Source organism: Nocardia sp. NPDC006982 (genome assembly GCF_042869435.1).
Taxonomy (GTDB): domain Bacteria; phylum Actinomycetota; class Actinomycetes; order Mycobacteriales; family Mycobacteriaceae; genus Nocardia.
This window is the reverse complement of sequence record NZ_JBIAFV010000008.1, coordinates 31765-57626: the sequence shown is the minus strand read 5'-3', so window position 1 is coordinate 57626 and position 25862 is coordinate 31765. Positions and strand designations below refer to the sequence as shown.

At 66.3% G+C, this 25862-nt stretch carries 8 protein-coding genes and 1 tRNA gene; 8 read left to right on the top strand and 1 reads right to left on the bottom strand.

What is annotated here, in order from left to right; all coding sequences use genetic code 11:
• Positions 1-19: 19 nt before the first annotated feature.
• From ACFYOW_RS29480 to ACFYOW_RS29460, 5 genes are all read left to right on the top strand, one after another.
• Positions 20-1486: a peptide MFS transporter gene (locus tag ACFYOW_RS29480; RefSeq protein ID WP_387293347.1), complete on the top strand. Its 1467-nt coding sequence runs from the start codon at positions 20-22 to the stop codon at positions 1484-1486.
• 40 nt (positions 1487-1526) lie between these two features.
• Entirely contained in the window at positions 1527-3050 is a 1524-nt protein-coding gene (locus tag ACFYOW_RS29475; RefSeq protein WP_387293346.1) for an amino acid permease, read from the top strand.
• 98 nt (positions 3051-3148) lie between these two features.
• Positions 3149-3222, top strand: a tRNA-Leu gene (locus tag ACFYOW_RS29470).
• A gap of 369 nt (positions 3223-3591) precedes the next feature.
• Positions 3592-4167: a TetR/AcrR family transcriptional regulator gene (locus ACFYOW_RS29465; protein WP_387293345.1), complete on the top strand. Its 576-nt coding sequence runs from the start codon at positions 3592-3594 to the stop codon at positions 4165-4167.
• Positions 4168-4236: 69 nt separating this feature from the next.
• On the top strand, positions 4237-5025 hold the full coding sequence (locus tag ACFYOW_RS29460) for an SDR family oxidoreductase (protein ID WP_387293343.1): 789 nt from the start codon (positions 4237-4239) through the stop codon (positions 5023-5025).
• 91 nt (positions 5026-5116) lie between these two features.
• On the opposite strand, the gene ACFYOW_RS29455 is transcribed toward ACFYOW_RS29460, so the two are convergent.
• Positions 5117-6115 (bottom strand): SDR family NAD(P)-dependent oxidoreductase, encoded by a 999-nt coding sequence (locus tag ACFYOW_RS29455; protein ID WP_387293341.1) that lies wholly within the window; start codon positions 6113-6115, stop codon positions 5117-5119.
• Between the two features lie 268 nt (positions 6116-6383).
• Between ACFYOW_RS29455 and ACFYOW_RS29450 the strand changes: the two genes are divergently transcribed.
• From ACFYOW_RS29450 to ACFYOW_RS29440, 3 genes are all read left to right on the top strand, one after another.
• On the top strand, positions 6384-6962 hold the full coding sequence (locus tag ACFYOW_RS29450) for a TetR/AcrR family transcriptional regulator C-terminal ligand-binding domain-containing protein (RefSeq protein ID WP_387293339.1): 579 nt from the start codon (positions 6384-6386) through the stop codon (positions 6960-6962).
• Between the two features lie 366 nt (positions 6963-7328).
• Complete coding sequence (locus tag ACFYOW_RS29445) at positions 7329-7637, top strand: hypothetical protein (protein WP_387293337.1); 309 nt, start codon at positions 7329-7331, stop codon at positions 7635-7637.
• A gap of 34 nt (positions 7638-7671) precedes the next feature.
• Positions 7672-25860 carry an amino acid adenylation domain-containing protein gene (locus ACFYOW_RS29440; protein ID WP_387293335.1) on the top strand — a complete coding sequence of 6063 codons (18189 nt, stop codon included), beginning with the start codon at positions 7672-7674 and terminating at the stop codon, positions 25858-25860.
• Positions 25861-25862 lie beyond the last annotated feature (2 nt).

Genomic DNA, 25862 nt, shown 5'->3' with positions numbered 1-25862 from the left:
CATATGGGAGGGTCTGAGCATGTCCGACGCAGCAATGGCCGAGCAACCAGTTAGGGAGCGGACCCTGTTCGGCCACCCCATCGGGTTGGCCAATCTCTTCGGAGTCGAACTGTGGGAGCGCTTCTCGTTCTACGGAATGCTCACCATCCTCGGGTACTACCTGTACTACTCGACGACAGAGGGCGGACTCGGTCTATCGCAGAGCACCGGCGTCGGGATCGTCGGCGCGTACGGCGGGCTGGTGTATCTGTCCACGGTGCTCGGCGGGTGGATCGCCGATCGGTTGATCGGCATGGAGCGCACCGTCTTCTACGGCGGCATCGTGGTGGTGGCCGGGCATATCGCGCTGGCGATTCTGCCCGGACTGAGCGGTGTCGGAGTTGGCCTGGTGCTGGTCGCGCTCGGCAGCGGCGGACTGAAGGCCAATGCGTCCTCGCTGCTCGGCACCCTCTACCGGCCGGGTGATCCGCGCTTCGACGGCGGCTTCACGCTGTTCTATCTGGGCATCAACCTGGGGGCGTTCGTCGGTCCGCTGCTCACCGGTCTGCTGCAACGGAATTGGGGTTTCCACTACGGTTTCGGTGCGGCCGCCATCGGCATGGCGTTGGGTCTGACGCAGTACGTGGTGTTCCGGCGCAACCTCGGCACCGCCGGTAGGCATGTGCCCAACCCGTTACCGCGCAACGCCGTCGGGCCGATCCTCGGCGTCGTGGCCGGTACGGCCATCGTGGTCGCGCTGGCATTGATCACCGGGCTGGTGAGCCTGGACAACCTCTCCGAGGTCACCACCGGCGTCATCATCGCGGCCTCGCTCGCCTATTTCGTACTCATGCTGACCAGCGCCAAGGTGACGCCCGTCGAGCGCAGCCGGGTCCGCGCCTTCATTCCGCTGTTCATCGCGAATGCGGTCTTCTGGTCGCTGTTCCAGCAGATCTTCACGGTCCTCGCGGTGTACTCCGATGAGCGGATGAAGTGGACCATCTTCGGCTGGACCGCACCGTCGAACTGGATCGGTTCGGTCGAGCCGGTGTGGATCATCTGCCTGTCGCCGCTGTTCGCGCTGATGTGGACCAAGCTGGGCAATCGCGCGCCGAGTACGCCGCGCAAATTCGCCCTCGGCGTCATCGGTATGGGGCTGGCGTTCTGGTTGTTCGTGCTGTTCTCGGGAAGCAGCGGCAAATCGGTGCCTGCGCTGGCGGTACTGGTCATCATGGGCGCATTCGCGGTCTCCGAGCTGCTGCTTTCCCCGATCGGCCTCTCGGTCACCACGCAGTTGGCGCCCGAGGCGTTCCGGGCCCAGATGATGGCGCTGTACTTCTTCTCCGTTGGCATCGGAACCTCGATGTCCGGTACTTTGGCTCGGTTCTATGACGCGGACCACGAATTCGCGTACTTCGGCATCACCGGAGCAGTAGCGATCTGCGCCGGTCTGATCGTCGCCGCACTCACACCATGGGTGAGCCGACATATGGCCGGTGTGCATTAGGGAAATCAGCGGAGAACCCGTTGACGACAGCAAGGAGACAGTGTTGGCGACCCCAGGAACTCGATGGGGCGGTCTGTTCCGCACCAAATCGGTCGAGCAGTCCATCCGGGACACCGACGAACCCGATTCGAAACTGCGCAAGGATCTGACCGCCTGGGATCTCACCGTCTTCGGTGTCGCCGTGGTCGTCGGCGCCGGCATCTTCACGCTCACCGCGCGGACCGCGGGCAATGTCGCCGGACCTTCGGTTTCCCTCGCCTTCGTCTTCGCCGCCATCGCCTGCGGGTTGACCGCGCTGTGCTACGCCGAATTCGCCTCGACGGTCCCGGTTGCCGGCAGCGCGTACACGTTCTCCTACGCCACCTTCGGCGAGCTCGTCGCATGGATCATCGGCTGGGATCTGATCCTGGAGTTCGCGCTCGCGGTTTCGGTGGTCGCCAAGGGGTGGTCGCAGTACCTCGGTGAGGTGATGGGATCGCATTCGCCGATCGTGCATGTGGGGCCGATCGACTTCGACTGGGGTGCGGTACTTCTCATCTCGGTCCTGGGTGTGCTGCTGGCGGTCGGCACCAAGGTGTCGTCGCGGGTTTCGGCGGTGGCCGTCGCCATCAAGCTGAGCGTTATCGCGGTGGTTCTCGTTGTCGGCGCCACCTACTTCGACAAGTCGAACCTGACGCCCTACATCCCGCCGTCGCAGTCCGGCGTGGGAGGGGAGGGGTTGCACCAGTCGCTGTTCTCCTACTTCACCGGAGCCGGACACAGCACCTTCGGCTGGTACGGCCTGCTTGCCGCGGCCAGTCTGGTGTTCTTCGCGTTCATCGGTTTCGATGTCGTCGCGACCACGGCGGAGGAGACGAAAAATCCGCAGCGCTCGGTGCCGCGCGGCATTCTCGGCTCGCTTGTGATCGTCACGATTCTCTATGTCGCGGTAACGCTGATCCTCACCGGAATGGTGCCCTATACCGCGCTGTCCGGTGACCGCGCAACGCTCGCAACGGCTTTCGCGCAGCACGGCGCCACCTGGACCAAGAACATCATCTCCATCGGCGCGCTCGCCGGACTCACCACGGTCGTCATGGTGATGTTCCTCGGACAGACCCGCGTGCTGTTCGCCATGTCGCGCGACGGACTGATGCCGCGTCAGCTCGCACACACCGGCAAGAACGGCACTCCGGTACGGCTGACCATCGTGGTCGGCGTCGTCTGCGCCGCACTCGCCGGTTTCGTTGACTTCGGCACCCTCGAGGAGATGGTCAATATCGGCACCCTCTTCGCCTTCGTCCTGGTCGCCATCGGCGTCCTCATCCTGCGCCGCACCCGTCCTGACCTCCCGCGCGGCTTCCGCGTGCCCTTGGTCCCGCTCATCCCGATCCTCGCCGTACTCGCCTGCCTGTGGCTGATGCTCAACCTCTCGGTCGAAACCTGGCTGCGCTTCCTCGTCTGGATGGCCGTCGGCCTGATCGTCTACTTCGCCTACGGTCGCCGCCACTCCGTACTCGCCGACCCGCCGGATGCGAATTCCTCCGGCGGCACCGCATCGGTAGCCGCCCACGACGGCACATGACTGCGAAACCGCGGCATTACTCTGGCCACCACCGGAGATGCACTAGCCTGCAGAACAGAATTCCGGTACGGCAGTACGAGTCGGTACGCTGACCGGGCGCCCCTATAGCCCAATTGGCAGAGGCAGCAGACTTAAAATCTGCAAAGTGTCGGTTCGAGTCCGACTGGGGGCACTGCAAAAGCGCTGGTAGGTAGCTTTTGGGGGTTGGTGTGACAGGTCAGTGCCGCCTGCCGTGCCACCCCCGTGCCATCCCGCTGGTTACCGGGGTGGTAGGTCTTCGTCTTCAATTCGTCGCTATATCGCCTCCACCGTGGGTCTTGTGATATGCGGTCGGGCCAGAAGATCGCGCCGACGAACACCGCCAGCGGCAGGCCGACGGCGACAACCAAACCGAGAGTGATCATCGGTGCACCCCACCGAGCGCGGACCAGCGCGCGAAAGACTCACGCGGGCAAGCGCTGGGGTGATGAAAGGCCCTCTGGAAGATTCACGGGAGTACCCGTTCTTGACCTTCAGGTCAAGAACGGGTACTTTCTTCTTCATGGGACGGCCACGCAACTTCGAAGCGGACGCGGTGGTGGATCGCGCGATGGAGGCGTTCTGGACCCATGGGTACGGCAATACTTCCCCGGCACAGCTAGCCGAGGCTACCGGGGTGGGAAAAGGTAGTCTGTACAACACCTTCGGCAGTAAGCGGGAGTTGTTCGATCGGGCGCTTGATCGATATGACCGGCAGGGCGTTGAGCTTTGTCTGGATATGCTGAATCGGCCTGGCACTACTCGTGAGCGGTTGCGGGCCTGGATGCGGTTCACCGTGGATGCCGATCTGGCGGAACCGATTCGGCGCGGCTGCATGGTGGTGAACACCGCCACGGAGCTGGCCGGGCGTGACGCGGAAGCCGCCCGCGCTGTCGCCGCCGCGCAGGAGCATATGGTCGAGGCCTTCCGATTGCGCATCGAGCAGGGGCAGCGGGACGGCGACGTCCGGGCAAACGCCGATGCGCGGGCCTATGGCGAGTTCATCCTGAATGCCATTATGGGACTTCGGGTTACGGCCAAGACTGCCGACAAGACGACGCTGTACCGGATTATCGACACCGCACTGACCGCCCTCTGACCTCGGGCGCCGTCGGGCGACCTTCTGCTGTCATAGTTTTTGACCTATAGTTCAAGAAAGGCATGCATCATGGATCTCGGACTCGACGGCAAGACCGCTGTAGTCACCGGCGCCAGCCGTGGTATCGGGCTGGCCATTACCGAAGCGCTCGCCGAGGAAGGCGTCCGGGTGTTCGGCGTGGCCCGCAATATCACACCGGAGCTCGAAAAAGCCGCGGCCGGAACGGTTTCCGCCGACCTCAGCACCGCGGAGGGTGCCGTCGCCGCGGTGGACGCGGCACTGGTCGAGCTTGGGGGGATCGACATCCTGGTCAATAATGTGGGCGGCGGCGACGGTGACAACCTCCTTCTCGACGGGTTCCTCGACATTCCGGACGAGCAGGTGCGAAAGGTGTTCGACCTCAATCTGTTCGGCATCATCACCACCACGCGCGTCGCCCTGCCGAGCCTGATCGAGCGACGCGGCGCGATCGTAACCGTCTCGTCGATCAATGCCCGCGTGCCCGCGGCGGGACCGGTCGGCTACAGCGAGGCCAAGTCGGCCCTCACCTCGTTCAACAAGCGCCTCAGCGAGGAGTTCGGCCCGCAGGGGGTCCGCGTCAACACCGTGTCCCCGGGTGTGGTCGGCACGGACATCTGGCGCGGACCCGACAATGTCGGCGCGAAGCTCGCCGCAGCCAATGGCCTTGCGCAGGAAGACTTCCTGGCGGCCGTCCCCGCGCAGTTCGGCATCGCCTCCGGCCGCATCTCCGAACCGGGCGAGGTGGCCGCGCTCGTGACCTTCCTGGCGTCGGACAAGGCCGCGAACATCGTCGGCTCGGACTTCGTCATCGACGGCGGGACCGTCAAGACGCTCTGACCGGTCCGCTGCTATTTTCCGACTCCGGACCGATGCCATCGATCAACGATCGGCGTTCAACAGACGACGGGGCGTGCGCTCAGAAATAGCACTACTGGACCGACCAGCCGCCGTCGGAGGCGAGGATCTGGCCGTTGATGTTCTCGCTGTCGTCGCTGAGCAGCCAGGTGATCGAGGAGGCGAGCGTCTCCGCGGTGGTGACCGGCGGTATCAGCGCGTTGAAGGCGCTGAGTCGCCGCTGCGCGAAGGCCGATTCGAACCCACCGGTAATACCGGTCGCGGTGGGGCCGGGAGCGACAGCGTTGACGCGGATGCCGTTGGGTCCGTACAGGAATGCGGCGCTCTTGGTGATGCCGACGACGGCGTGCTTGGAGGCGGTGTAGGCGGTTCCGGCGGCATTGCCGCGCAATGAAGCTTCGGATGCCACATTGACGACCGCACCTCGGCCGGCGGCCAGGAATTTCGGGATAACGGCGCGGCAGAGCTTGAACGTGCCGGTGACATTCACGGCGAAGACGCGCTCCCACACGTCATTGTCGATTTCGTGCAGCGGCCGCATTCCGTCCATGACACCGGCGATGTTCGCCAAGCCGTCGATCGCGTCACCGGCGGAGTCCATGATGTGTTCGATGCCGTCGTCGTTGGTGATGTCAGTGCCGACGGGCACGACCATGTCGGCCGGTGATGCTGCCACGAGGGATTCGAGATGGTCTGCGGCGATATCGACGGCGATGACTCGGCCGCCTTCGATAATGATCCGCTCGGCCGTCGCTTTGCCGATGCCGGAGGCTGCGCCGGTGACGATGATTGTGCGGCCCGCGAAACGGGCGGTTGGGGCGGGCTGCTCCGCCTCGGCGGGCATGACGCCGCCGTTGGCCTTGGCGACGAGGCCATCGATGTAGTCCTGGCTCAATCGCCCCTGGCTCATGGTGACGAGTGCGTTCAGCGGAAGGTTGCGGACCTTCTCGAGGGCGCTCTCGTTCTGGCCGATGGTCGTGAGTAGTTCCGCGACGATCGCGTTTCCCACTGGATCGCCGATCCAGCGCCCGATCGTGTCTTTGCCGGTCAAAGGCTTGTCGTTGGCGGACATGTGACTCCTCGTTTCTCGTCGACAACATCTGTGTGGCGGTTCGGACATGCCGATTCCAGGTCTGTGCGCTGTGCGGCCGTAGCGGTCGCGATGGAAGGCAGGTGGAGGCGCCTTCGGGCAAGGGGTGTGCGCTGCTTGTGTTGACCGTCCAGCAATTATGTTACTGCAGTCTCATAATAGAGGTGGGGGTGCATCCCGGACACGAGGTCGACGGTCGAATCGATCAGCGGAACATACGGCTCATGGAACAATCGGCATGGTGGTTTCGATGACAGAGGGAGCGGCACGGGCGGGTCGTCCGGTGAATCTGCAGCTTCGATCGGCGGTTGTGGCCGCTACCGCTGAACTTCTCGTCGAACACGGCTACGACTCGGTCACGATGGAGGCCATCGCCGCGCGGGCGGGCGCGGCCAAGCAGACGCTGTACCGAGTGTGGGGCTCCAAGGCCGAAGTCGTGGCCGACGCGGTGTTACAGGGCGCCTTCGTGATGACCGCCAGTCCGGTGCCGAATACCGGTGATCTGCGCCGAGACCTCGCCGCGTGGCTCGACGGCATCGCAGACTACCTGCGACAGCCCGGCGTCGGCTCGGTCGTTCGCGCGCTGGCCACCGCATCGACCGCCGCCCCTGACCAAAGCGACGCATTCGATCGCATTCTTACCGAGCCGGTCAATAAGCTGATCATCGAACGTCTGCACGCCGCGCAGAGCGCTGGTGATCTGGCTGTGCGCGTGTCGACGGGGACGATCGTCGATCTGATCGTGGGGTACCTCACCCTTGCTTCGATTGGGCGAGCGCCCCTCGATGAAAAACGTATTCGCGAACTCGTTGCGGTACTCATACCCTGAATTCACAGCGAACCGACAACGCAATTGCCGTCATATGCGGCGGAAAGGACGCTTTGCTCACAAATGCGGCAAATCGGTCGTGGTGTCGGATGACAACGGCGAATCGTCGCATTGTGCGGGTGAGGTTGCTTGCTGGTTGCTATACCAAATGGGCATGTTCGCATGAAGGAATCCGAATCGGGAATTAGGCCGTGCCGGATGCAATCGGTTGACGTGTCCGTTGCGAATCCCTGAGGACAGTTGATTTCGAGTAGAGGTGTCCGGTATGTCCACAGTCGGTATATCGGTGGTTCGGGCGGTTGTTCCGGCGGCGGGGCCGCCGGGGATTGTTTTGCATTCGGTACAGCGACCGCTGTGCGGAGCGCTGTGATTACTGGTGTCCTGGATGGTGTGGCCGACGAGTCGGGTAACGACGCCGGAGGCGGCGACGATGCCATCGAGTATCGGATGGTATCCGAGCGGCGGGCGATCGTAGCGCCGCAGGCGGCGGTGAAGTGCGCGTCGTCTTCGCAGGTCTCGGAGCATTCGGCGCTGGCTGAGCTGGCCAGGGAGGAACGCGGGCCCGACATGATCGAGACCGCGCGCGTGTTGGAGATCGTGTACGGCCAGACCTTGTTCGTGCTCGTCGGTCCGGCGCGCGACACCGTATCGGCAGCCGGTGCTCGCGCTTATTGAGTTCCTGAAATGAACGATATAAGCGGAGGTCTAAATGGACCAGTCGAAGAGTGGTACGGATGGCAGTCCGAACCGGTCTGAATCAAGGCGAACCGGCTCATTCCGCTCTTCCGGAAACCTGGATTCGGGTAACGGTTCCGGCACGATTTCCAACGGTGATGGATACGCGCGACCGTCGTCATCCGGCGTTCTTCCACTGACTGCGGCGCAGCGGGGAATATGGTTTGCTCAGCATCTCGCGGAGTCGTCGCCGATATCTGTGGCCCAATACGTCGAGATCGCGGGCGAGTTGGACGTGGAATTGCTTGCCGAGGCATGTAGAACCGCCAGTCGCGAGTTCGGATCCGGACATATGCGCCTGATCGAGGTCGACGCAGAGCCATGCCAGTTCGTCGACGAGGAACACGGAGCTCAGGTGTCGGTCATGGACTTGCGCCGACATTCCGATCCGGTTGCGACTGCGCACCGAATTATGGCTCAGGATTATTCTGCTCCGCTGGACTTGTTGCACGACGACCTCATGACGAGCATTGTGTTCCAGGTCGGCGCGGACCACTTCCTGTGGTATCAGCGCGCGCACCATATCGCGCTCGACGGATTTGCCGCGGTGACGATGCTGCACCGGATAACCGAGTTGTACAACGCTTGGGTGAAGTTCGAGGAAGCGGCCCCATGCGCGGCGCAGGACCTAGGGGCCGTCGTCGAGCAGGATCTGGCGTACCGGGGCTCGGAACGTCTCGACAACGACCGCAGATACTGGCTGGAGCACCTGGCAGGCGCGCCTCCCGTCGTCAGCCTGGCCGGTCGCATGGGCAAGCCCACCATTCATCCGGCACTGGTCAGCGCAGAGCTGCCGGACGCCACCGCGCAGCTGCTGGAAAGCGTCGCGGTCGAACACGGCCCGAGCGCGACTCCGACCATCGTCGCGGCATTCGCCGCGTATCTCGCGCGGATGACCGGAAGCGATGAAGTATTGCTGAGCCTGCCGGTCTCGGGTCGGCACTCTGCCGTGCTGCGCCGTTCCGGGGGGATGGTGGCAAATGTGGTCCCGCTGCGAGTGCAGGTCGCGGGCCGCACCGTCGGTGAACTGGTCGCCGCTGTGCTGGGCGAGCTGACGAGTGCTCTTCGGCGGCAGCGCTACCGGCAAGAGGACATATTCCGCGATATGGGGATTGCGCGCGACGAGGCGGCATCCTTCGGACCGGCCGTGAACCTCATGATGATCGAGAACGAGGTTGTGCTGGGCGATACGACAGGCCGCCTGCACGTTCTCACCTCGGGCCCTACCGCCGACCTTTTCGTCAATATCTACTCGGGCGCGGGCAAGGGCAGTACACATATCGACTTCCAGGGGAATCCGAATTCCTACAGCCCTGAGGAACTCGCCGGTCACCACCGTCGGTTCCTCATGTTCCTGCACGAGTTCCTCGCCGGCGGAGCGGAATGTCCGGTCAGCAGCCTGCCGCTGCTCGAAGTACAGGAACGGTCTGCGCTGCTGCCGGTGCGGGGGCCGAGCGGGGTCGAAACACGGCTGCTTCCGGAGCTGCTGAGCGAGAGCGCGCACCGGAATCGAAGTGCGTGCGCGATCGCCTCGGCCGGGCAGACGATGACCTATGGCGAGCTCGACACCAGATCTTCGCAGTTGGCCCGGCATCTCATAGCTCTGGGTTGTGGGCCGGACACGGCGGTCGCGATCATGCTGCGACGCTCGGTCGAATCGGTCGTGGCCACGTGGGCGGTCGCGAAATGCGGGGCCGCGTTCGTCCAGTTAGCCCCCGAGTACCCGTCGAAGCGGATCGCGCATATGGTCGCCGACAGCGGCGCGGCCGTGGCGATCACGGTCGATGCCCTGCGCGGGCGGCTCCCGCAGAAGCTACACCATGTGGTTCTCGACGACCCCGCGACCCGGTGGGAATCCGACACCGCGGGCGGCCCGATTTCCGACGATGACCGTATCCGGCCACTACGGCCTTCTCATGTCGCCTATATGACGTATACCTCGGGATCCACCGGAACCCCGAAAGGCGTCCAGGTCACCCACACCGGCCTCGCGAATCTCGTTGCCGACCGCGCCGCCACGTACGGCATCGACACGACATCCCGGGTGTCCTATGCCCTCTCGCCCAGTTTCGACGCCTCCCTGGAACAGTTTCTGACCTGCTTCGCGACCGGATCGACGCTGGTGATCGTGCCGCCCGAGGTGACCGGCGGTGAGCCGCTCACGCAACTGCTGGCCGACGAGCACGTGACGCACCTGACGCTGACGCCCGCGATGCTGGCAACCGTGGACCCGGGTGCGACGACCGACTTGCGGGTGGTCGTGGTCGGTGGTGACGTGTGTCCACCGCACGTCGTCGAGCGGTGGACCTCGTTGTCCATGTACAACGAATACGGTCCCACCGAAACCACCGTGACCGCCGTCGGTGCCGTGCTGCGCCCCGGCCGCGCGCACACGGTCGGTGGCCCGATCCGTGGCTTCTCGGCGATGGTGCTGGACCGAACGCTGCAACCGGTGCCCAAGGGCAGCGCGGGCGAGTTGTATCTCGCCGGGCCGGGATTGGCCCGTGGATACAGCCATCTGTCCGGCGAAACCGCCGCCCGGTTCGTCGCCGCTCCGTACGGCGACGTCGGCGAGCGGATGTACCGCACCGGCGACATCGCGCGCTGGACCGGCGACGACGGCGAAATGACGCTGGAAATGCTGGGGCGCAGCGACTTCCAGGTCAAGATCCGCGGATACCGGATCGAACCGGGTGAAATCGACGCCGCGCTCGCCACCCACGAGGACGTGGATCTTTGCGTCACGGTGCCGGTGCAGAACAATGCCGGTACGACCGTGCTGGCGTCCTATGTCGTCCCGGTCAGCGGCCGTCGGATCGATCCGCCCGAACTCCAGCGCTTCGCCCGCGATTCGCTGCCGCCGCATCTGGTCCCGGCGGTGATCCTCGCGTTGGACAGCCTCCCGGTGAACGCCTTCGGCAAGGTCGATCGCCGCGCTTTGCCGAAGCCCGAATTCGGGACCGCGCCGGTCGGCCGGGCGCCGGCCACCGGCCGGGAAAACACGATCGCAAGGCTGTTCGCCGAGGTGCTCGGCGTGCCTCGGGTCGGGGCGGACGACAGCTTCTTCGCCCTCGGCGGCGACAGCATTCTGTCGATCCGGCTGGTGGCGCGGGCCAAGGCCGAGGGACTGAGTTTCTCCACACAGGATGTGTTCGTGCACAAGACCGTCGCGGGCCTGGCGGCCACGGCGACCGAAGCCGGCGATATCCCCGAGCTGGCCGAGTTGCCCGGTGACGGCGTAGGACCGATGCCATTGTCGCCGATCATGCACGCAATGCTCGATCGGGGTTTTTACGACCGATTTGCGCAGGCCGCGCTCGTGCAGCTGCCCGAGGGGGTCGATCGAGCGGGTCTCGTGCGCGCATTGGGATCCCTGCTGGACCGCCACGACATGCTGCGCGCGGTACTGCGCGGCGGCGATTCGGTTGATCGGTACGTCGAGGTACTCGATCGGGAAGCGGTCGACCCGGATGCCGCGCTCATCGATGTTCGGCTCGATCGACGTGATGCCGCCGAAGTCGACCGGCACCTGCACAAAGCCGCGGATCGCCTGGACCCGGGCGACGGTGTGCTCGTTCAGGCCGTCTGGCTTCAGGATCGCAATGGCTCGGGACCCGACCTGATGTGGCTGGTGATCCACCATCTTGCCGTCGACGCGGTGTCGTGGCGCATCATCCTCGCCGACCTCGCGCAGGCATGGTCGCAGGTTTCCGGCGCCGGCGAACCGCATTTCGGCCCGGTCACCACCTCGTTCCGACGATGGGTGCACGGCTTGGTCGAGCAGACGCCGGACAGGCGCTCGGCGGAACTCGACCTGTGGAAGGACGTACTCGCGCGCGGCGACCAGCTACTCGGATCGCGCCGTCTGATCCCGGATCGAGACGTCGGGGCCACCGCGGGGCGGGTACGTCAGCGCATCCCGGCAGCGGTTGCCGAGGCGGTTCTCACCACCATTCCGAACCGCTTCCACTGCAGTGCCAACGATCCGCTGCTGGCGGCCCTGGTACTGGCACTCGGTGAGTGGCGGCGCAGGCGCGGTACCGCGGTGGCCGACGGAGAGTTGATCGCGCTGGAGGGACACGGCCGCGAGGAGCGGGCCGTACCCGGCGCCGATCTCAGCGCCACCGTGGGCTGGTTTACCACCCGCTGTCCGGTCCGGATCGAATGCGGGAATGTCGACCTCGATGATGCGCTGACCGGCGGCAAGAGTGCGGGACTGGCGATAAAGCTGGTGAAGGAGCAGCTGCGCGCGGTGCCCGGCAACGGCATCGGCTATCAGATGTTGCGTCATCTCGATTCCCGGGGCAGCGCCGAGCTCGCAGGGCTGCCCGAACCGCAAATCAGTTTCAATTACCTCGGGCGGGTGGGTGTCGGTGAACGCTCGGGGCCCTGGGCACCCACCACCGAATTCACCGCACTGACCGCGACGAGCGATCCGGATATGGCGTTGTCCGCCGTGCTCGATATCAATGCGATCGCCGAGGAAGGTCGTGACGGGCTCGAAATCGACGCGACCTGGGAGTTCGCCTCACGGGTGTTGAGTGGTGACGAGGTCGACGAACTCGCCGGGCTGTGGGCTCGAGCCCTGGGGGCGCTGGCCGAGCACGTCCGATCCGACACCACACCCGGCTTCACTCCATCCGACTTCCCGCTCACCGCGGTATCGCAGGACGATATCGACCACTGGTTGCGGGAATACCCGTCGATGACCGATGTCTGGCCACTCACTGCCCTGCAGTCCGGGCTGCTGTTCCACACGATCTACGACCGAGACGGCGACGACGGCTACATCGTGCAGGCGGCGCTGACGTTCGCCGGGCAGGTGGATGGGGCGCGGATGCGGCGGGCCGCGCAGGCGCTCATCGACCGGCACGACAGCTTGCGGACCGCGTTCGTCGAGAGTGCCGATGGGCCACGTCAGATCGTGTTGCGCGACACCGAGGTCGACTGGGACGAGTCGAGTATCACCGATGTCGACCAGCAGGCGGCAGCTATTCGTCAACTCGCGACGGCGGCTGCGGCTCCGTTCGACCCGGCGCGACCGCCGCTGGTGCGTTTCCACCTCGTGCGCACCGGCGTCGATATGTTCCAGCTGCTGGTGACCAACCACCACCTCGTGCTCGACGGCTGGTCGATGCCCCTGCTGATCCACGAATTGCTCGCGCTGTACACATCCGATTGCGATACCGCCGAGCTCGCTCCTCCTCGTTCGTACCGAGAGTATCTGCAGTGGCTACAGGCTCAGGATCGCGACGCCGCAACAGCCGTGTGGCGCGAGATGCTCGCCGGAATCGACAGTCCGACGCGGGTCACGAGCGGACCGGATCGGACCGTCACCGCGCAGGCCGGCGAAGTCGGCTTGAACCTGGACGCTGCGACCAGCGCTGCGATTCTCGATCTGGGCCGCTCACACGGCGTCACTGCCAACACGGCCCTGCAGGTGGCGTGGGCGTTGCTGGTGGCCGTCCTGACCGGACGGTCGGACGTGGTGTTCGGCAATACGCTCTCGCACCGCCCGCCGCAGATTCCGGATGTCGAGCGCATGGTCGGGCTCCTCGTCAACACGCTGCCCGTCCGAGTCCGGCTCGAACCCGACGAAACCGTCGGAGACCTGCTCGTCCGCGTGCAATCCGAGCAGGCCGCAATGCTGGATCACCAGCACATCGGCTTGGCGGAGCTGCAACGGGCCACCGGCATCACCGATATGTTCGACACCGCGACGGTGCTCGAGTCCTATCCGCTCGACCGGGAACTGTTGGCGCGCAATCTATCCGACGCCGGACTGCGGCTCGTCGAGATCGACGCACACGACGCCACGCCATATCCGCTGAGTTTGCAAGTGACCCCGCCGCGGAAGAGTCGCGACGGACGACCCGACGCCGACGAGCCCGGCACCTACACGGTCACGCTGAAATTCGCCACCGACCGATTCGATTCCGACGAGGCCCGCACGCTGCTCGAACGATTCGAGTTGCTGCTCACGCAGATCGTCCGCGATCCCGCCCGGAAGGTCGCCGCGATCTCCTGCTGCTGGGATTCCGAACGCGCGGAACTGCTTTCGGCCATCAGTGCGGAGCCCACCGCGCAACTCGTGCTGCGCGACATCCTGTCGGGCACCGCGCGCAGGTATCCGGATGCCGTGGCTGTCCGGTGTGGTGACACCACGTGGACCTACCGTGAGCTGGACCGTCGTGCCGACGGGCTCGCTCGCCTGCTGGCCGGCCATGGTGTGCGCGCCGAGTCGATCGTCGCATTGGCCGTTTCCCGTTCGGCGGAACTGGTCGTCGCGATCTGGGCGGTAGCGAAGACAGGTGCCGCCTTCCTGCCTTTGGATCCCAGCAATCCCGCCGCGCGGATCGGGGAGTTGCTGTCCGGCTCGCGGATCACGCTGGGCGTGACGACCAGCGCTGTGGCACCGAAGCTTCCGGATACTGTCGACTGGTTGCTGCTGGACGCTTCGGCTTCGGACGCTCATGCGGGCCGACCTTGTCCAGCCGGGGGCGGCAAGCTGTCGGCCGACAATGCGGCATACGTGATCTACACGTCCGGATCGACCGGCAAACCGAAGGCGGTCCACCTCAGCCATCGAGGTCTGGCCGACCTGGTCGCGGCGCAGGTCGACGCGTTCGGTGTGAGTACGGATTCGGTGGTGTTGCAGGTCGCGTCGCCGGGATTCGACGCTTGCTTGTCGGAGTTGCTGTTGGCGCACAGTAGCGGCGCGTGTCTGGTGGTGGCGCCACCGGAGGTGTACGCGGGGACCGACCTCGAGGAATTGCTTCGGTCGCAGCAGGTTTCGCACGCGATCATCACCCCGTCCGTGCTGAACACCATGGATCCGTCCCGGACGCCGTCGTTGACGTCGCTCGCGGTCGTCGGCGAAGCGACCGGGCCGGACACCGTGCAACGGTGGGGCCGGGGGCGACGGCTGATGAATCATTACGGACCGACCGAGTGCACGATCTGGGCGACGGGGTCGGATGCCCTCGCACCCGGCGAGCCGGTGACGATCGGTGGCCCGATCCGAGGCGCGTCCGCGATGGTTCTCGACACGTGGCTGCGGCCGGTGCCGGTCGGTGTTGCGGGCGAACTCTATATCGGTGGGCCCGGACTAGCCCGCGGGTACGTCGATCGACCGGGCGTGACCGCGTCGCGGTTCGTTGCGGATCCGCGATCCCCCCGCGGCGAGCGGATCTATCGCACCGGTGATTCCGTGCGCTGGGTGCGCGGACGCACGGGGTTGGCATTGGAATACCTGGGCCGCGGCGATCAACAGATCAAGATTCACGGCCTGCGGATCGAGCCGGGGGAAATCGATGCCCACCTGGCCCGCCACCCGGATGTGGCGAGCGTCGCCACCGTCTCGGTGCAGGGGCCTGCCGGCGAACCGCTTCTGGTGTCCTATGTCGTCGCCGCGCCAGGCGCTGCCGTCGATGTGGCGGCACTCGGCGACGATCTCGCGGGCAGGCTACCCCGTTATCTGAATCCCGCGGCGATCGTGCAGCTCGAGGAGATGCCGTGCACGCCTACGGGAAAGATCGATCGGAAAGCGTTGCGGCAGCGCGCCTTCGAATCCGACGCCGCGGCAGGCAGGTCGCCGTCGACGCATACTGAGCAGGTCGTGGCGCAACTGTTCGCCGATGTGCTCCATCTCGACACGGTGTCCGCCGATAGCAACTTCTTCGCGCTCGGCGGGGACAGCATCGTCTCGATGCGGCTGGTGGCGCTGGCGAGATCCGCCGGGCTCACGCTCACGCCGCGAGATGTATTCGAAGGCAAGACAGTTGCCGCCCTCGCCGCAATGGCGGACGGCGACGCGGCTGCGGTGACCATCGAGGAACCCGCTCGACGCTCGACGGCGGATCGAACCTCGGATCATCCGCTCGTCGTGCTGACAGAACAGGACATCGATCGGCTGGAACGGCAGTACCGGGGGCTGTCCGACGTGTGGCCGTTGTCGCCCATGCAGTCCGGGATGCACTTCGACTCGACGTTCGACCCGGATGCCGGGGACAACTACACCGTCCAGACGATGATCGGATTGTCCGGCGCGGTCGACGGTGAGCGGCTGCGCCGCGCCGCCCAGGCCGTGGTCGACCGGCACGATATCCTGCGGGCCGCCTTTGTGGAGACGGCGGCAGGGCCGTGCCAGATCGTGTTGGACCATGCCGAAATCCCGTTCCGGGAAATCGATCTCGCCGGTAGTGGCGATGCGCAGTCGCCCGCCGACCCGCAATCCATTGCGGCAGCGGACGCGGCGGCGGGATTCGACCTGTCGGCTCCTCCGCTCCTGCGCCTGACGCTGATCCGTCTCGATGCCGGGTCCTTCCGGCTGCTTGTCACGAATCACCATGTGATCCTGGACGGCTGGTCGATGCCGTTGCTGATGCGAGAACTGCTCGACTACTACGGATCTCCCGCGCATATCGACTCCGCCGGTCCCGCTCCCTCCTACCGCGACTATCTGTCCTGGCTGGGTCGCCAGGACAGCGCCGCATCCAAAGCGGCATGGGCGCAAGCCTTTTCGGATGTCGAAGCACCCACCCGGGTGTCCCGCGAAGCCACGGCGGGCTCCGTATCCGCCGCTGAGGTCGCGGCCGAACTCACGGGGGATCGTTTCGCCGAACTCCGTCGAGTGGCGGCGGAGACGGCGGTCACCGTCAATTCGGCGGTGGCCGCGGCCTGGGCGCTGAATCTGCGCGTATCGACCGGTGAGAGCGATGTGATCTTCGGCGCCGCGGTGTCGGGCCGGCCTCCGGAGTTGCCGCTGGTCGATCAGACGCTCGGTATGTTCCTGACTACGGTGCCGGTGCGAGTCCCGCTCGAACCTACGATGACGGTGCGCGAGTTGCTGACCGGCATTCAGGCGCGGCACGCTCGCATGCTGGAGCATCACCATATCGGTCTACCCGAGATTCACCGCAGCGTCGGCCTGCCCGAACTCTTCGACACCGCCATAACCTTCCAGTCGTTCCCCGTCGACCGGACGGCGCTGCAGGAACTCGTCGATTCGGCGGGTCTGCGGGTGGACGAACTCAGCGGTGTGGACGCGGCGCCGTACCCGCTGAGTCTGGTCGTGGAACCGAAGCAGTCCGCGGGCGGCGAGGCGCAGGGGCTGCGGATCATCCTCCGATTCCACGAACGCGCATTCGACACCGCCGCGGCGCGGCGCATCCTCGACCGCTTCGTCGAGTTGCTGTGCCGGATCGCCGCGAACGCGGACGTGCCGCTGTGCGAGCTGCCGCTGGACGAGGAACCGGGGCCCTTGTGGCCGGTTTCGGTTGTTGATGAAGCGATTCCGGACACGTTGGACCGCATGCTCGCAGCTTCGGCCGCCGCCGAACTCGACGCGATCGCCGTGCGGTGCGGTACGGCCGCCATGACCTACCGGCAGCTCGACGAGCGATCCGCGCGTCTGGCTCGGATCCTGCTGCGCCACGGCGCCCGGCGGGGACAGATCGTCGCCTCCGTGCTTCCGCGATCCCTTGCGGCGACGGTCGCCGTGTGGGCCGTGGCCAAGACCGGCGCCGCCTTGCTGCCGATCGATCCGATCCTGCCGGCGGAGCGCATCGAATATCTGCTGTCGGACTCGAAAACTGTTCTCGGACTGACCGATACGTCAACAAGGAAGCACCTTCCCGAGGGTATCGACTGGCTGATCCTCGACGCGGAGCAGACGCTGCGCGCCCTGGACTCGGTCCCTGCCGCGCCGATCAGCGATGCCGAACGCGCAGGGCCGATTCGGCGGGATCAGACCGCGTATGTGAGCTACACCTCCGGGTCGACCGGAACGCCCAAGGGTGTTCTCGTCAGCCATCGCGGCTTGGCCGATATCGTCGCGGCGCAGCGGCGGATACTCGGCGTCGACCCGATGTCGGTGGTACTGCAGGTCGCCTCGCCCAGCTTCGACGCTTCGATCTTCGAGCTGTTGATGGCGCACGGTTCGGGCGGTCGGCTCGTCATCTCGCCTGCCGATGTCTACGCCGGTCCCGAGCTGGCGAATCTGATTCGGCGAGAGGGTGTTTCGCATGCCATAGTGACCCCGTCGGCGCTGGCGACAGTACCGAGCGATGGTCTCGACAGGTTGCGCGTGCTGGCAGCGGCCGGTGAGCCGGTCGGGCCGGAACTCGTCGATCGGTGGGCGCCGCATCGCGCCATGTTCAATGTCTACGGGCCGACGGAATGCACTATCTGGGCTACCTCCGGCAACGCTCTGGCACCGGGTGCCGCGGTCACGATCGGCAAGCCGGTCGGCCCGGTCGCGGCCGTGGTCCTGGATACCTGGTTGCGGCCCGCGCCGGTCGGCGTCGCGGGCGAGCTGTACTTGTTCGGCGCAGGCCTGGCCGATGGGTACGTCGCCAGGATGGGGCTGACCGCGGCGCGGTTCGTCGCATGCCCGTTCGGGCAGCCGGGTCAGCGCATGTACGCGACCGGTGACATGGTGCGCCGCACCGCCGACGGTGAGATGGAGTTCTTGGGGCGCAACGATTTTCAGGTGAAGGTGCGCGGCACCCGGATCGAGCTGGGGGAGATCGACGCGGTGCTGGGTGCGCGGGCGGATGTGGCATACGCCGTCACCGTGCCGCGCAGCGATGAGGGACGACCGGTGCTGCTGGTGTCCTATGTCGCGCCCGCGACCGGGGCGCAGGTATCGGGCGCGCAGTTGCGTGCCGCGCTGGCCGAGGCGTTGCCCCGGTACATGGTGCCGTCCGCGGTAGTGGTGCTGGACGAGGTACCACTGACCGCGAACGGGAAGCTGGATCGCGAGCGGTTGCCCGAACCGGTTGCCGTCGTGCGCGAATTCCGGGCCCCATCGCCGGGGTTCGAAGAGTTGGTCGCGCGGACATTCGAGCAGGTACTCGACGTGAACCGGGTGGGAGTCGACGATGACTTCTTCGCGCTGGGCGGCGATTCGCTGAGCGCCTCGCTGGTGGTGGCGCGCATAGGTGCGGCCATGGACGTGCGCGTGCCGGTGCGGTCGGTGTTCGAGGCGCCGACCGTCGCCGAATTGGCCGCGCTTGCAGGGACACTCAGTGGTAGGGGCCGGTTGCCCCTGCTACCCGGCGTGCACCACGGCCCCGTGCCGCTGTCGCTGGCGCAGCAGCGGATGTGGTTCCTGAACCGGTTCGACCCGGACTCGGCGGCGTACAACATTCCGGTGATGCTGCGGCTGTCGGGACGGCTGGACACCGCGGCGCTGGCGGCCGCGCTCGCGGATGTGATGGCACGTCACGAGGTACTGCGGACCATATATCCGGAAGTCTCCGGTGAGCCGCGCCAGATCGTTCTCGACGAGCTCGCGCTGCCGGTGCAGCCGGTGCGCGTGCCTGCGGATTCGGTCCCGGATGTGGTGGGCGAGTTCGTGCGGCGCGGATTCGATGTGACCGCCCGGGTGCCGGTGCGCGTGGGATTGTTCGAGATCGACAGTGACACAGGAGAATTCCTGCTGGTGCTGGTGGTCCATCACATTGCCGGCGATGGTCAGTCGATGGGACCGCTGGCCCGTGACGTGATGGCGGCGTATGCCGCGCGACTGGCCGGGCACGCGCCGGAATGGGAGCCGCTCGCGGTGCAGTACGCGGATTTCGCGTCGTGGCAACGGCAGCTGCTCGGTGCCCGGGACGATCCGGCCTCGTTGATGTCCACGCAGCTGGAGTTCTGGCGCTCGACGCTCGCGGGCGCACCGGACCGGCTGGAACTACCGGCGGACCGACCACGCCCGGCCGTCGCCTCGCTGTCCGGAGGACGGGTACCGGTGCGGATCGATGCGCGGCTGCACCAGCGGCTGCTCGCGCTGGCGCGGTCGCGGGGGTCGTCGCTGTTCATGGTGATGCATTCGGCGCTGGCAACGGTATTGGGGCGGCTCGGTGGCAGCGATGATGTAGTGATCGGCACCCCGGTCGCGGGGCGCGGCGAGCCCGGCCTGGACGATCTGGTGGGGATGTTCGTGAATACCCTCGCGTTGCGGACCAGGGTGGATACCGGCGAGCCGTTCACCGAGTTGCTGATGCGCACGCGCGAGACGGACCTGCTTGCGTTCGAGCACGCGGACGTGCCGTTCGAGCGGGTCGTGGAGGAGTTGAGCCCGCAGCGATCGGCGGCGCGGCATCCGTTGTTCCAGGTGGCCCTGGCGTTCCAGAACGTGTCGACGATCGATATGGCGCTGCCCGGCGTCCGGGTTGCCCTTGCGGATGTGGATACCGGGGCGACCCAGTTCGACCTGCAACTGATGCTGTCCGAATCCTCCGGCAATGCAGGTGTGGCACAAGGCATCTCGGGAATGATGACCTATGCGCGGGATCTGTTCGACGAGGCGACCGCGGCGGCGATCGTCCGACGGTTGGTGCGGGTGCTGGAAGCCGTCGCCGACGATCCGGCCGTAGTGATCGGCGATATCGACTGGCTGGAAGACGACGAGCGCTCGGCGCTCACCTCGCGGGTGGGGGCACACACCATGGCGCTGCGGCCGTCCGGATTGTTGCCGGAGGTGTTCGCCTCGGCCGTCCGGGACAACGGCGACGGCATCGCCGTTGTCGCGGGGGCGGCCACGTTGTCGTATGCGCAGCTGGACGAGCGGTCCAGTCGGCTGGCGAGGGTATTGATCCGCGGTGGCGCCGGACCGGAGAATCCGGTGCTGGTGGCGGCAGCGCGGTCGATGGATTCCGTCGTCGCGTGGTGGGCGGTGGTCAAGACGGGTGCGGCGTACGTACCGGTGGACCCTGGCTATCCCGCGAGCCGGATCGAGCAGATGGTCTCGGATTCTGGTGCGACGCTGGGAGTTACGGTGTCGTCGGCGCGCGCACAGGTGCCCGATGCGGTGCACTGGATCGTGCTCGACGACCCGGCCGTTGCCGCGCACATCGACGCGACGGGCAGCGGCCCGATCGGCGATGACGAGCGGACGCGGCCGCTGCGAGCCTCGGATGTTGCCTACGTGGTCTTCACCTCCGGATCCACCGGGGTGCCGAAGGGCGTCGCCATCACCCATTCCGGCATTGCCGATTTCATCTCGAGCTGGCGCGCCGACCCCGAGCTTCGGCACACGTCCAGGGTGTTGCATTTCGCGTCGCCGTCGTTCGACGCCGCATTGATGGAGATCCTGATCGCGGTCAGCCGGGCCGGTGCACTGGTCGTCGCGCCGACGGGGATCTACGGCGGCGGTGAACTGGCCGAGTTCCTGCGCGTGCAGCGGGTCACCCATGCCTTCCTGACCCCGGCCGCGCTCGCGTCGGTGGATCCGGCCGGGCTGAACGACTTGCGGCTGGTGATGTCCGGTGGTGAGGAGGTCCCGGCGGATCTGGTGAGCCGATGGGCGGGCACCGATCTCGCAGGCGTCAGGAAGTTCCAGGTGCTGTACGGGCCGACCGAGGCCACGATCGTCGCCACGGCGACGAGGGCACTGCGACCGGATGACCGGCCGACGATCGGTGCCCCGCTGCCGGGAATACAGGCACTGGTCCTGGATGCCCGGTTGCAGCCGGTGCCCGTGGGGGTGGCCGGAGAACTGTATCTGGCGGGCCAGGCGCTGGCGCGCGGGTACCTGAACCGGGCGGCGACGAATGCGGCGCGGTTCGTGGCGCATCCGTTCGGGGAACCGGGTCGTCGCATGTACCGCACGGGTGATGTGGTGCGCTGGAATACCGACGGTGCCCTGGAGTTCCTGGGGCGCAACGATTCCCAGGTGAAAATCCGTGGCTATCGGGTCGAGCTCGGCGAGATCGACGCGGTACTGAGCGCGCGGGCGGAGGTAGCGTACGCGGTCACGGTGCCTTGGCAGGCAGGCACGGGCCCGGCGCAGTTGGTGTCCTATGCGGTTCCCGAAAACGGGGCGAGCCTCTCGGGCGAACAGTTGCGGGCGGCGTTGGCCGAGGTGTTGCCGTCATATCTGGTGCCCTCTGCGGTGATGATCCTCGACGCGATCCCGCTGTCGCCGAATGGCAAGCTCGATCGCGCGGCCCTGCCCGCACCCGTCGTCCAAGCCAAGCAATTCCGGGCCCCGTCGTCACCGGTGGAGGAAATAGTGGCAGGCGTATTCGCCGAAGTCCTCGGCATCGACGGTCCGCTAGGCGTCGACGACGACTTTTTCGAACTGGGCGGCAACAGCCTGGTGGCCACCCGCCTGGCCGCGCGGATCGGCGCCGCGCTCGACGCGACCATCCCGGTATCGATGATTTTCGAGGCGCCGACGGTCGCGCGGTTGGCCGCGCGCGCCGAATCGCGGGCCGATACCGGCCGGGTGGCGTTGACGGCACAGCCACGGCCGCAGCGAATTCCGCTGTCGTACGCGCAGCAGCGGATGTGGTTCCTGAACCGGCTCGAGCCCGGCTCGGCCGCCTACAGCATTCCGATCGTGCTGCGGCTGTCCGGAAAGCTGGATCTCGCCGCGCTGCGCGCGGCCGTCGAGGATGTGCTGAACCGGCACGAGGTACTGCGGACCGTGTATCCGTATGCCGAGGGCGAGCCGTCGCAGGTCGTCCTTCCCACCGCCGAGGCAATCGCGCCGATCGCCGTGACCTCGATCGCGGAACCGGAACTGGCCGAGGCGCTGTCGGCGTTCCTGTCGAGGGTGTTCGATGTGACGGTCGAGGCGCCGGTGCGGGTGCGGTTGTTCGAGCTCGGGCCGAACGAGTGGGTCCTGGCCGTGGTGGTGCACCACATTTCCTGCGACGGGTCGTCGCTGGGCCCGATGGCACGGGACATGATGACCGCGTACACGGCACACCTGCTCGGGGAGACACCGAACCTTCCGCCGCTGCCGGTGCAGTACGCCGACTACGCGATCTGGCAGCGGACGGTGCTGGGGGCCGAAGACGATTCGGAATCGTTGCTACGTGCCCAGATCGACTACTGGACACTCGAATTGGCGGAGCTCCCGGTTTTGCTGGAGCTGCCGACCGACCGACCGCGTCCGCCCGTACAGACCTACGCGGGCGCGAGCGTGCCGTTGACCGTCGGTGCCGATCTGCACGCGGGATTGCAGCAGATCGCGCGAGCACACAACACGACCCTGTTCATGGTCTTCCACGCTGCGCTGGCGGCCACGCTGGCCCGGCTGGCCGGTACGGACGATATAGCGATCGGCAGTCCCTATGCCGGACGCGGCGAGCCCGAACTCGATGATCTGGTCGGGATGTTCGTCAACACCCTGGTGCTGCGGACCCGGCTGACCCCTGGGATGACGTTCACCGAGCTGCTCGAGCAGGTGCGCGCGACCGATCTGGCCGCGTTCGCGCACGCCGATGTTCCGTTCGAGCGGCTGGTGCAGGAGCTGAATCCGGTGCGCTCGCACGCTCACCATCCACTGTTCCAGGTGATGCTGGGATTCCAGAATGTCGGCAGGGCCGAGTTCGAACTGCCGGGGCTCTCGGCGTCGGCCATCACGGCCGACACCGACACCGCACTGTTCGATCTGCAGATCTCGGTGTCGGATTCCTATGACGCCACCGGTGCCCCGGCCGGCATCAGCGGCGCGGTGACCTACGCGAGCGACCTCTTCGACGCGACGACGGTGACCACGATCGTCGATCGCCTGCTGCGGTTGCTCGGTGCACTGGTCACCGATGCGGCACAGCCGGTGCACGAGGTGGATCTGCTCGACGCCGATGAGCGGGAAGCCGTTCTGACGCAGTGGAATTCGACCGATCGCCGGCTTCCTCCGGGCGAGACGCTCGCCTCGCTGTTCGCCCACTCCGTGCAGGCGAATGCGGACCGGCCCGCGGTGACATTCGGCGAACAGACGCTGACCTATGCGGAATTCGCGTCTCGGGTATACCGGTTGGCGCGGTGGTTGATCTCTCGTGGCGTGGGTCCGGAGTCGTTGGTGGCGCTGCGCATGCGGCGTTCACTGGACCAGGTCACCGCCATGTACGCGGTGCACGCCGCGGGCGGTGGGTACCTGCCGATCGATCCGGACCAACCGGGCGACCGCATCGAGTACATGCTGTCGATCGCCGCGCCGGTGCTGGAGCTGTCGTCCCTCGATGGGCTGGAGCTGTCCGGATTCGATGACACGCCGGTCACCGACGCCGATCGGCTCGCACCACTGCGACCGCACAACATCGCGTACGTGCTCTTCACTTCGGGATCGACCGGGCGACCGAAAGGTGTTGCGGTATTGCACGGTTCGGTGGTGAACCAGCTGCGGTGGGTCAACGAGATCTACGAACTGACGCCGAATGACGTGGTGCTGCAGAAGTCTCCGGCCACGTTCGACATGTCGGTGTGGGAGCTGTTCGCGACACTGGCGATGGGGGCGCGGATGGTGATCGCGCGCGCGGACGGGCATGCCGACCCGGCCTACCTCGCCGAAACCATTGCCACCGAGCGGGTCACGGTCGCCGCGTTCGTGCCGTCGATGCTGGCGGTATTCGCGGACGCGGTGTCTGCGGAGTCGCTGGCGTCGGTGCGGACATTCCTGGTGGGCGGTGAGGCATTCGGCCCCGAGGTGGCGGCCGCGGTGCGGCGCATAGTGCCCGGAATCGAGTTGCACAATCTGTACGGGCCGACCGAGTTCACCGTGTGTGCGACCGCGCACAAGGTGACCGAAGCCGACCGCGGGAGCATGCCGATGGGCACACCGGTGTGGAACGCGCGGGCATATGTACTCGACAACCGGCTACATCCGGTACCGCCCGGTGTCGCCGGGGAGCTGTACCTGGCGGGCGACCAGCTCGCGCGCGGCTATCGGTCACGTCCGGGCCTCACCGCGGAACGGTTCGTACCCGACCCCTACGGTGACGGTCGGCGCCTGTACCGCACCGGCGATTTGGTGCGCTGGCGCCACACCGGCGAATTGGAATACCTGGGCCGCACCGATTTCCAGGTGAAGCTGCGCGGCCTGCGCATCGAACTCGGTGAAATCGAGGCAGTACTCGCCGAGCACCCGAGCGTGGCCCGGGCGATCGCTGTGGTGCACTCCACCGGTGCGGTGGACCACCTCGTCGGCTACCTGGTGCCCGCCGCCGGCGCCACGGTCGATACCGCGGCCGTCATGGCGCACGCGGCGGCCGAACTGCCCGACTACATGGTGCCCACCACGGTGATGGTGCTCGACACCGTGCCCCTCACCGCGTCGGGCAAGCTGGACCGCACGCGACTACCGGAGCCGGTGCTCGCGGTAGGGGAGTTCAGGGAGCCCTCGTCGTGGCTGGAAGCGGAGGTTGCCCGGACCTTCGCAGCAGTACTCGGCGTGGACCGGGTTGGCGCCGATGACGACTTCTACGCATTGGGCGGTAACTCGCTGAAGTCGGTGCAAGTGGTGAGCGAGTTGCGCAAGGAACTCGACTACGAGGTTCCGATCAGCTGGATGCTGTCGGATCCCTGCCCGGCCGACCTGGCAAAGCGGATCGAATCCGGTATGCGCTCCGGGCCCACGGTCGATCGGAGCATCGGCTTCGAGGTGCTGCTGCCGATCCGGACCGGCGGTGCGCGACCACCACTGTTCTGTATCCATCCGGCCGCGGGCCTGTCGTGGTGTTACCGCACACTCGACCGGTACCTATCCGACGGTCGGCCGATCTACGGCATTCAGGCGCCACAGATCGGCGGCGAGGTGCCCGGTCCGACGTCGATCGAGGAAATGGCCGAACGCTACTTCGACGAGATTCGCGCGGTCCAGCCACACGGCCCCTATCACCTCCTCGGCTGGTCGCTGGGTGGTGCGATCGCCCATGCCATTGCCGTCGAGATGCGCGCCGCCGGTGAACAGGTTGCGTTACTGGCACTGTTGGACGCCGAGGTCGGCGGTGTCGACGAGTCGACGATCTCCACCGTCACGGCCGGAGAACTGATCAGCAATCTCGGCCCGGTCATGGGCGTCGATTTCGTGCGCGCCGATGCGACCGCCGAGGAGGCCGCCGACCTGATCGAACGGCATCTGGGCGGCAGCCTCGGCATCGACGCAGCAAGGATCGAGCGTCTGACCGACGCCTACAACCTGGCGGTCCGGGCGGCCGGCGTCTGGCGGCCCGCGGTCTTGGACAGCGACATGCTCTACTTCACCGCGACACGTAACAGGCGATCCGATGCCGCGGGACACGAGGGATGGGCGCAGGTGATCCGCGGGCAGATTTCGACTTTCGACATCGATGCGACCCACCTCGCGATGACCGAACCGGGCGCGATTGCCCAGATCGCCAGGATTCTCAACACACGACTGGATCGATGACC